Annotated in this window: 4 protein-coding genes; all 4 read left to right on the top strand. The window is 65.9% G+C overall.

What is annotated here, in order from left to right:
* On the top strand, positions 1-284 hold a 284-nt coding region (locus FNH05_RS05040; RefSeq protein WP_144586085.1), incomplete at its 5' end, for a DUF4352 domain-containing protein.
* A 177-nt stretch (positions 285-461) separates the two neighbouring features.
* Positions 462-989, top strand: a complete 528-nt coding sequence (locus tag FNH05_RS05035) for a hypothetical protein (RefSeq protein WP_144586084.1) — start codon at positions 462-464, stop codon at positions 987-989.
* 719 nt (positions 990-1,708) lie between these two features.
* Positions 1,709-7,675 (top strand): DEAD/DEAH box helicase, encoded by a 5,967-nt coding sequence (locus FNH05_RS05030; RefSeq protein WP_186382385.1) that lies wholly within the window; start codon positions 1,709-1,711, stop codon positions 7,673-7,675.
* Between the two features lie 98 nt (positions 7,676-7,773).
* Positions 7,774-10,035 (top strand): hypothetical protein, encoded by a 2,262-nt coding sequence (locus FNH05_RS05025; protein ID WP_144586082.1) that lies wholly within the window; start codon positions 7,774-7,776, stop codon positions 10,033-10,035.
* Position 10,036 lies beyond the last annotated feature (1 nt).

Here is a 10,036-nt window from a genome sequence, read left to right as displayed (position 1 = left end):
ACGTACTGGTGCACATGTCCGTCCGCAACGTGGGCGACAGGGCGCAGCTGTTCTCCGACAGCAGCCAGAAGCTGATCGACGTGCAGGGACGGCAGTACGACGCCGACTCGGGCGCGGCGGCGATCAGCCTGCCGGAAAACTCCACGCTGCTCAACAACATCAAACCCGGCAACTCGGTCACCGGAACCCTGGTCTTCGATGTGCCTGCGAACGTCCAGCTCGCCGCGCTGGAACTGCACGACTCGCCGTTCTCCGGTGGCGTCAAGATCACGCTGAAGAGCTGAGAGCAGAAGGTGTGCGGCGGTCGCGGCGTCGGCCGCCGGTTGCCCACCGTCCTCAGGACTCGGACATGGCGAGGACCCGCGAAAACATCGTTCCCCACTGGTGCCCCGTCCAGCGGGGCGTAACCCCACCGCTCAGTCCGAAACCCCTGATGGGTTCGACGGCAAACCGGAGAAAAGATGACCATTGAGCAAGCCGCCCCCGAACCCGGTTCGAAGCCTCCCCGCCGCCACTGGCTGTGGCTGCTATCTGGGATTGCCGGCGGGGCTGTGGTCGGTGTTGGAGTCACACTCGCGATCAACCTCGCCGGCGAAAAGATCGGGCCAGCCGCGTTCACGATGCACGGCGTTCTGCGTCTGGACAACACCGGCGAGTACTCGGCCGTGGACGAAATCACGCTCAACGAGGACTGCCAAGGCCGTGGTGGCTACTCCGACCTGGCCCCCGGTACCGCCGTCACCGTGGCCGACTCCCAGGGCCACATCGTTGCCACGGGGCGAATCGACAAGGGTACCGAGGAAATCGACCACAGTGCGAATGCCGGGTTCGGCACACCGCGGGTGCTCGCTTGCGACCTCAACATCACCGTCCCCGACGTGCCTGACGGCCTGCCCTCATATGCCGTCACCATCTCCCACCGCGGCACCCAGGTCATGTCCTCGAGCGAAGTGCACGCAGGCATCCGGCTCAGCATCGGCGGGAACTAGTGCAGGATCCTGGGGTCGTTAAGGCTGTCAGCGGCCCCGACAGCCGCTGATGGAGCTGTCTACGCGTAACGCCTGCGGCCCTGTGGCGACGTGTTGGGGGAGTGTTGCCGGTGAAAGGGTGGGGCGTGACTGGTGTGGCAGAGTCGGAGGTGTTCACCTCCGTGAACACCCGCACGGCGTCTTCTGTCCCTCATTGCTTGTGGCCAATCCGATGGCAGGTGGGCGTGCCCGATTCGTCGACGTACCGGCAGTGACTGAGGACCGCGTTAACCCAGGTCAAACGATCAAACCACGGTTTGCCGGACATTGGCACTGGCGACGAAGCCAACAGCCGGATTTGGTGGTCCGCCGGTGTTGGCGCAAACAACCACGAACTGCTTGGCATGACGCACGCGGACGATTGGGTGTGAACACGCATGGCGCACGGAGACGGACAAGGACGCACAGCGCTGCCACCGGCGGCTCGTCAGCTTGTCGACCTGGTCGGCGAGTTTCCGGAAGGTCTGACGCTACGAGAGTTGACGACCGCTGCGCAGGGACGGTTCCCTGGGCTCCCTTCGCGGCGTGTCGCTGACCTCGTCAGCCGCTCCCTCGCAGTCGGAGCGCTTATCGAGAACGCCGGTCGTCTGCGAATCCCAGGCGCTAGCGAACTGCCCGACGAGCCGACTTGCTCGTTAGGACCGATGGTTGGCCGCCCTCTCCGTGCCGTCGCGGTCGACTTGGAGTCGGTTGTCCGTACCACGGCGGATGAGCCCTTCCTGGACAAGCGGATCTTCCAGATCGGTGCTGTCCGGTTCGGTACAGACGCTGCCTGGAATGCGGCTGACCCGCGGCGCGGCTGGTTCCTCGCTCTACCGGACGAGACGTGGGAGATCCACTCGGAATCGCTACGGGACCGCCACGTGGTCCAGGCCGTTGCGCCGGCGTCCGCGTTGCTCGAACTGCAGGCGTACACCGCGGACGCCGACGTTATCGTTGCCTACAACGGCACAGACGCCGACTTCCCGTTGCTGGCCGACGCTTATGAGCGTGAAGGCCTGCCAACACTGACGCCAGCCACTGTCGATGCCTACTATCTTGCTCTCGCACTGTGGCCGACCGCAGACAGCCACCGCCTCGGCGAACTCACCGACGCTCTCGGCATCGAACGGACGGGGCTCGGCTGGCATGACGCAGGGGATGACGCCGAGCTGCTCGTTCGGCTGCTGAGGCGGGCGGGGGAGGAGGTCAGCGCATGGCCGGCTCCGCTCACCGACCTCGTGTCTTCGGCAAGCGCGGACTCCCCAGCGTGGACGTTGGTGCGCCACCTTGCTGCAGCAATTCGTGGCGCCGCACCTGGGCAGCCGCTCGGTACAGTCAGCGCGCACAGCGTCGGCGACGTGGCCGCAATCCTCGGTGCCCTCCTGTCAAGGCACACTCCCCGACGCCAGCCGACCGGCATGTCACTCGTTTCTTCGGGCCGTGGCCCCTTGACCGTCGGCCGGGAGCTTCGCGGTGCCGATGGTCGAGTCGACCCGGTGTTGTTGGCGTCCCTGTCCCACGGTGCGGCCGCTACTCGACGGCCGGCCCAGGAGCAGATGACGACGGCGCTGCACGGTTGGGCCGACGTTGGGGTGTCCGCACTGGTAGAGGCCCCGACCGGCACCGGCAAGAGCCTTGCGATCCTCGCTGCGGCGCTGGATTGGCTCGCGGGTGCGCCTCAGCGCACCGCGATCGTCGCGACGTTCACAAAGCAGTTGCAGGCGCAGCTGGCCGAAGATGTGGCTCGGCTCGATGGCAGGGTGCCAGGGCTACTCGCCGCAACCGACGTGGTCAAAGGGCAGGCCAACCGGCTGTCACTTCGCGCGCTGACCACCGTCTTGGCAGACGCAACAACACTGGACGTAAGTCATCGGGAACGGCCCGGCGCGCGCAATCGGTTCCTGGCCCGGCCAGCGTTCCGCGAACTCGTTGTCTACCTGGCGTTGCGGCTGGCCGCGTCGACTGACGTACTCCACAATTGGGCGGCGCACTCGGTCGATCCCGTCGACGTGCCGGTGTTCTTTGCGGACTACAGCGGCTCCGCATGGTCGGTGTGGCTTGAGTCGCTGAGTCAGGGAAGCAACGGGGATGTCTCAGCTAGCGCCGGCACACCGATCGGCGTGCACACCGATACGGTTCGCGAGGCGCTCGCCTCGCACCGGTTGTTGCTGGCCAACCATGCACTGTTGCTCGGCCACCTCGATGACCTCACCACGCTGGGCGCTGACACGCTGCTCATCATCGACGAGGCCCACCAGCTCGAAGACGCTGCGACGTCGGCTCTGACAACCACCGTCGACTATCGCACCGTGGAAGACCTGTTCAGCGAGTTGGCCGCATGGACGGACATCGCCCGTCGTGGCCGCGAACGCGACGCCGTGGCTGAGGCTGTCGGCAATCTCGGGCTGCTTCTCGACCACGAACAGCTGCCGAGAGTGGCTGGCCAGGCGTTCGACGCGCGTGGTGTTGGTGCCGGCGTCGTCGTGGGTTCCCGCACTGTCACCCTTGCCAGCGCGTATACCGGCACCGCTGGTGTAGGGCAGGTGCGCACGCTGACCGGCCTGCTGCTGCGTCTGGCCGGGCAGTGCGAGGCGCTCGTCGGAGCGCTGTCTGCGTATCTGGACGTGCACGGCACGGCCCTGGATTTCCTCGAGGCCGAACGCGTTCGAGCGCTGCTAGCCAGGTGCACACAACTTACGGAGGCCAGCCGGGAGATCGTTGGCGATATCGACGACATCGTTGGGCCTGCCGCCGCTGGGCCTGGCCCCGCTGGAAGGAGCTCCAACGGAACGGTCGGCGACGGCGACAGCCGGAGGGCTGATCCTGGCGCCAACATCGATGATGACGCGCTCGATGTCACCGACGGGAATGACGACGGCACATACGACCGAACTGCTGACAATGCGGCGGGGCCACTCGGGCAGTTGCCACCAGGCACATCGAACAGGGTCGTGTACGCCGAGGAGCTCGAGGCGCTGCGTGCCAGCCTGCGTTCCTACCGCTTTCGCGTCGCGACCAGCCCTGTCGAGCTGCCTGCCGACCCGACTTGGCAGCGGTTTCTCGCAACGTTCGCCCGCACTTACTATGTGTCTGCGACCCTTCGTGTCTCAGGAAGCTGGCAATTCACGGGCAGTCGACTCGGTCTGTCCAGCGGCGTCAAGACGCTGTATCTTCCCACGCCGTTCGACTACGCCCGGCAGGCCGAGCTCGTTTGCTTCTCCGACTTTCCCTCTTGGGCCGAGCAGGCCGAGGGCGCGATGCGTACAGTCGCCCATCAGCTCGCGGGCTATGCGCAGGAGATGATCGCCTCCGTTGACGTCACCGACGATGTCGAACCCGGCACCCGCGGCGGGTATGACGGTGGTGCGCTGGTGCTCACTACCGCCCGCTCGACGGCCGGTGGCATCGCCGACTTCCTCGCCACCGAACTGCGCGCTCGCAGCGACCAGACGCCCGTGCTGTCGGCGCTCGTATTAGGCAACCCCCGCAGCGTGCGACAGTTCATCACCGTTGAACACGGCGGCGGCTTTCTCGTAGGCACCAAGGGTCTGTGGCAGGGTGTTGACGTTGCCGACGAGCAGCGCCTACGACTTGTGTGGATCAACAAACTGCCTTTCGCGCCGTTCGCCGCTCCGGTGATTGAGGCGCGTCGCGCCGCGATCACCATGCGGGCTGAGGCCACGCACGCCGAGGACCCGGAAGCAATCGCCACCGAGCAGTACTACCTTCCTCTGGCGGCGCTCCAGCTGCGACAGGCTGTTGGACGGCTGATCCGCTCCGAACGACACGTTGGCGTCGTTGTCATCTCCGACCGCAAGCTTGGTGGGCACACGGCACTGCGCCGCGCCTACCGCCAGGCGTTCCTCGGCTCGCTCGATGACGGACTTCTGCGCGAGGACCCGGTTACAGGTGAACGCGGTGCCGGGAACGTCGTGCCGATGACAGACGGCTGGGCGCGCATTTGGCGGTTCTTCGCCGAGCACAGGCTGCTCTCCGACGAGCGCGCGGCACAGCTGTCGACGCCTGAGGCGCTCGAGGAGCACACAATGTTGCCGCAGACTCGACGCATCCGACAGCTCGCGCTCACCCGCGCGCAAGTCGATGCACACCGTGCCGCTGGCACCCTCGATAAGGAGGTACTCAGACGCGCAGCCATCGTCGGCGGGCTCCTGCATATGTCCGACTCTCCTGCGACGCTCAAGCCGTCGCAGCAAGAGATCATCCGTGCCGTGACAGCCGGAAGGAATGTCCTCGGACTGCTCCCTACAGGGTTCGGCAAGAGTTTCTGTTTCCAGTTGCCCGCGCTTGTGCTGCCTGGCGTCACACTCGTCGTTTCCCCGCTGGTCGCGCTAATGCACGACCAGGCGCTCGAGCTCAATCGCAGCATCGGTGGTGCGGTGCGCGCCCTGGTGGCGCCGTTACGCGAGTCGAGTAGTCGAGCCGGCAAGACCGAAGTCGCCGACCAACTCCTTGGCCGCGTCGACCATGGCATTCGAATCGTTTATGTCTCTCCGGAGCGGCTATGCCAGCGGAGGTTCCGTGAGGTTGTCCGTACTGCAGTGGCGAATGGTATTGTCACCCGAATTGCCCTGGACGAGGCACATACGTTCGTTCAGTGGGACGACTTCCGCCCGTCGATGAGCCGCGTCGAGCAGTTTCTCGCTGAGCTGCGTCGGGAGTTCGGCCTGCCTGTAACCGCCCTGACCGCGACGGCAAACCGCACTGTGTATGCAGGGTTACGCGAAGGGGTATTCGGTCTACCTGCCGAGGCGGTTAGTGGCGAAGCAAGCGAGGCCAGCGCCGGATTGCTGCTGACGGTGAGGGAGAACCCGATCCGGCCGGAGCTGGCGATCTTCCGCCGCACTATCAGTGCGGCTGGCCCATCCACCAGCGCTGGTTTGGGGGAGGAGGTCATTGATGCCGTAGACGACCACGCGATTTTCTATTGTCTCACGGTTAAGGAAGTTGTGGCGCTGCACGCCCATCTGCGTGACTACCTCGGCGAGGGTGGAGTCCGTATACGACGGTTCCACGGCCGGCTCACAGAGGCCGAGAAGGTCGCGGTCATGACCGAGTTCCGGGAAGCACCCCGTAAGGGAGAGGAGGGGTTCGCGCCACTGGTTATCGTCGCTACCTCGGCATTTGGACTTGGCGTCAATCGCCCTGATGTCCGAACCGTGTTCTGTGTCAGCGCGCCCACCGACCTCGCCGCGCTCTACCAGCAGATCGGCCGCGCTGGCCGCGATGCCGTCGGCGAACACCTGACGGGGGTCGACCCAAGCGACGATGCTGCTGTCCCTGAACTGATCGGCACCTCAGGTGATCGCGGCACGCGGATCGAGCTGCAAGCCGACGATGGGCCCCAGGGTAGGGAGCGGCCAGCAAACGTTGGGCTTGCGTTGCTGACTAACCGCGGCTTGCGCACCGTCGCGTTCATGACCGGCAGCGATTTGCACGGCCCGCTGCTCGAGCGGATGGGCCGTGCCGTGCTCGCCTGCGGGACAGTCCTGGATTCGGCCACCGTCGCCGACGCGCTCATCGGCGAAGACCTCCAAAACGGGCGACTCACCCTCGATGAGGCACGCAAGGGTCGCACCGCCGACGCCTATACCGCAGGCGTTGTACGTGCTTTTGCCGCGCTCGCCAGCCTCGGCGCAGTCACCGATCTTGGTGACTTCCCACCGCATTGCGCCGTCAAGCCCGGGGAGCTTCTCGGCGCGAGACCATCCGCCGGTGTAGAAGCCGAGAAGGGCGGCGATGCGGAGGTTGAGGACCAAACTGTCACCGCGGTGCTCGCCCTGCCGTTCCGCACCGACGCGCCCGGCGTGCTGCGCCGGCAGAAGCTCGACATCGTCCAGCTCGACGCGCACTTGGCCGTGACTGTGCCGCAATATCGAACGATTGCTGACGACCCGGCTAGCACCTGGCAGTTGCTGGCCGATCTGCATGATCGCGGCCTGCTCGACGTCTCTGCCGCTCCCAGCCGACACCTGGTCACCGGCGTTGCCGTCCACGCAACCAGGCTTCCTCAGGCATTCCTGCCGACCGTCTCGGGTAAGGCTGCTCGCGCCGCCGAGGAGATCAGGCTCTTGCGGAATTTCTTCACCGACTCCACCACCTGCGCCAACCGCAAGTTCGCTGACTATTTCGGTGTCACCGACCTGCCCGTCGGCTGTTGCTCGACGGCAGCAAACCGCTGCAGTGCCCACTGGGACATCCCTACGTGGCCTGTTGGGGAGACCAAGCCAGCCGTGGCGATCGCGTTTGAAACTCCCCGGCCAGCCGGCACCCGTACCGACGCTCTGCACCGCGTGCGCAGACTCGACGAACAGATTTTCCGCCTCGTCTGGGAGGTCTTCCATGGCGTTCACGCCCGCGATGTGCTGCGGGCGCTGCGGGGCGAGGACAGCTACTTCAACCCACGCACCCGTCGCCGCGTACGGCTGCGCACCGGGCTCGTCACGAGTCGCTACTTTGGCGTGAATCCGGTCGTGCGCATTGCAGACGTCGAGGACTCTCTGGGGCGGCTGCAGGCCGACGGAAGGGTGGTAGCCGTTGGCTCGCTATGGCGCGAGGCCGGGCACCTGCGACGCGAAATCCGGCAGCAAGCTCGGGCCATCACAAAGCCTGCTCCCATTGCTACTATCACCGGAGGTGCCCCCTGAGCGAACTGGACGGCCGGCTCGACATGACTGACGTGGCACCGGATACAAAAGGCTCCCCGTGGCGGCCATTCGCCGAGGCCCCCATCCTGAGCCCGAAGATGGCGCTCGGCTGGGAAGCGACTGATGAGGCAGACCGGCACCGTCTGGCCCGATACCTGTCGGCCTTCGTGGCTGCCCGGCGTAGTCCGGTCCACGTCAACGTGGCGTTCAACGCCGCGTACTTCGGCTACGACCTGACCACCGGCGGCTACGTTGGCGGGCCGCTGGACTTATCCGCGTTCCCCCGGGTCCGGTTCGGCGAGACCACCGAGGCGTTGCCCGTCGGTGCGATGGTCAATATCGCCGCGGGTGACCAGCCACTCTTCGCCGAGATTGTCTATAAGGAGGGTGCACACCCCTCGCTTTCCACTGACGGTGCGGTACCCGACTGGTTGTCCGGTGCACCCGCTGGCGCAACCGGCCCAGGTGCAGCCGACTCACCCGGAGGTCCAGTCCTTACCGAGCGCCTCGTCGTCGACGTCGACGCCTTCGGGCAGAACTTTTCGCTGACTCGGGTCCGGCTGGACCGGCTGCGGCAGCGCGGCCGGTGGCTGAACGCCGACGGACACCTGCTGCTCGACGCGCACTACGCCACCCGACGCGATGCTGACCTTGACGAGACAAGCTTCTACGCGCGGTATCTGCTCACCCGTGGCCGAGACCAACTGCTGTCCACTGCCGCACCCATGCCCTTGACCACCGTGCTTTCCGACGAGGCTGGGGAGGAACAGCTTACCGGAGCCTTGAACGGGATACTCCAGACCGTCGCAGACGTTTTGGCCAGCTTGCCGGAGCTTCGTATGTGGCGTGGCTACGCGTTCACTCGCGCGTCGTTGGCCACGCGGCTCGCCGACCCCGGCCCGCTTGGCGGCAATGATCTCAGCGGACTTGCCGCCGGGATGGCCCGCACTGCCGTGCCACTGCGCCGCGGCCGCTGGACCCCGGAGCGGACCATCACCTACACCGCGGTCGGGCCACGCCTGCACAGCGTGCGCGATGCTGCCCCACAACTGGTTGGCGTTGGCTATGCAACCGCAGTCTGCCACGCCAACGCGGTTCTCAGCGACTACGCCCGTCGAGAGGCCGACGAGACGACCGGGCTGCTGACCGACGACGTGCACTTGCGTCTCGATGACCCGTGGCAGGGTGGAGGAATCTGGCGGGCCGAACATCCAGGAAGCACCTACGCCCACGTCGACGTCACTGATCCGCTCGGCCTCGGTTGGCTGGCGACATTACCGACCGCCTTGCCCAAGGAGTTGTCTGCCGGACCTGGAGACCGCGCTGACATGGGTGCGCCCGCGCCGGAGCTAGAGGTAATTCAACCGAAGCTCGACGACGAAAGCGGCCTCCACGAGTTCACAGTCACCGACAGTCAGGTTTCCTGGACCCAGGCGCTGCGGCTCACGCACCTAGTCGACGAGCGTCTGCCACTGCCCGACCTCATCGGCACGCAGATGCGCGACACTGGACTCAGTGGCGTGCGTCTGAGACTTATTCTCAGCCACGACGGCTATGTTCTCGACTCCGCAGAGGCTACCCAAGCCGTGGACACCGAATTGTTCGGGCGCCCGCAACTAACCGGTCTCGCTTGGCCGCTCAGGTTCTTCCCCGGAATCGTGCTCACCTGCACTTGGGCTCGGGGAGCTGGCGTCGTCCGTGCGACAACAACCCTCCTCGAAATCCCTGTCACCGTTGGCGGACTGGAGATCGAGCACCGCTACGACCCGCGGATCCTCACTCGGGATGCTGCCCCAGGCCAGCCGCACCGTGGCGGCGCAGGCGGCGAGCGTACTCTCGGCACGCTCACTCTTACTCAGCGCGTGTTGCGCGCAGTCCGCTGCTTCGGTCTGCTCGACCCAGAAGGACGCGCGGTGCTCGCCCGCGCCCACTTGCCGACCGCCGTGTACGGCATCGTGAACCCCACCACCGATACCGAACTTGATATCGCCGTCGCCGAACTGCTCGCCACCGGAGCGTTGCGCGCTGATGTGGGCAGTCTCGACTCGAACCGGCGGCTGTACTACCCGGCTGAGCCTGGTGCCCCGCCTGTGCCGCTGGTGATATACGAGCCACGTCCAGTCGAAGGATCGAAGCACGCGCCCTCACCTAATCAGGACACCAGCACGCTCGGGGCTCGGTTCCTGCGCACTTACGAGGTCGCCGGCCACCTGCGCTGGCTCGGCGACCTCGGCAGGACCGCCAGCGACGAGGCCCGGCAGGCTTACCGCCAAGACCGAGCCCGGTTCCGACTCGTCGGTCCTCCTGAACTGCCTGACGGCTACACCTATGTCCGACCGTTTTCCCGAGGCCGCTCGTGAT

This window comes from Amycolatopsis rhizosphaerae (assembly GCF_007713715.1).
GTDB lineage: Bacteria > Actinomycetota > Actinomycetes > Mycobacteriales > Pseudonocardiaceae > Amycolatopsis_E > Amycolatopsis_E rhizosphaerae.
The sequence above is the reverse complement of the archived record's forward strand: the minus strand, read 5'-3'. Positions and strand labels throughout refer to the sequence as shown.